The following is a 278-nucleotide window of genomic DNA, read 5'->3' on the forward strand; positions in this document are numbered from 1 at the left end:
CATCCTGACCTGGCTCGAAGAGTCGCAGATCGGCGAGACCACCACCGGCAGCGAGGTGATGAGTCAGGCGCTCAAGCTTGATCCCGGTCACTGGGGCAAACCGGAGCAGATGCGCGTGGGTGCGATTCTGCATCGACTGGGCTGGCGACGGTTCCGTTTGGGCGCCTTGAGCAAGAGCGGTCAGCGGCCTTGGGCGTACAAGAAACCGGAGGGTTGGGGCAGGGCGCCTGCGCTGGAACAACCTGAGTTCGAGGAGCCGTGCTTCGATGATTAAGGCA

Annotated in this window: 1 pseudogene; it reads left to right on the top strand. The window is 62.9% G+C overall.

The annotated features are described in order from the left end of the window. Positions 1-274: pseudogene (locus KVG87_RS25800) on the top strand (VapE domain-containing protein); the annotation flags it as partial. Positions 275-278: the final 4 nt, after the last annotated feature.

The sequence above is a fragment of the Pseudomonas siliginis genome, from assembly GCF_019145195.1.
In the GTDB taxonomy this organism is placed as follows: Bacteria; Pseudomonadota; Gammaproteobacteria; order Pseudomonadales; family Pseudomonadaceae; genus Aquipseudomonas; species Aquipseudomonas siliginis.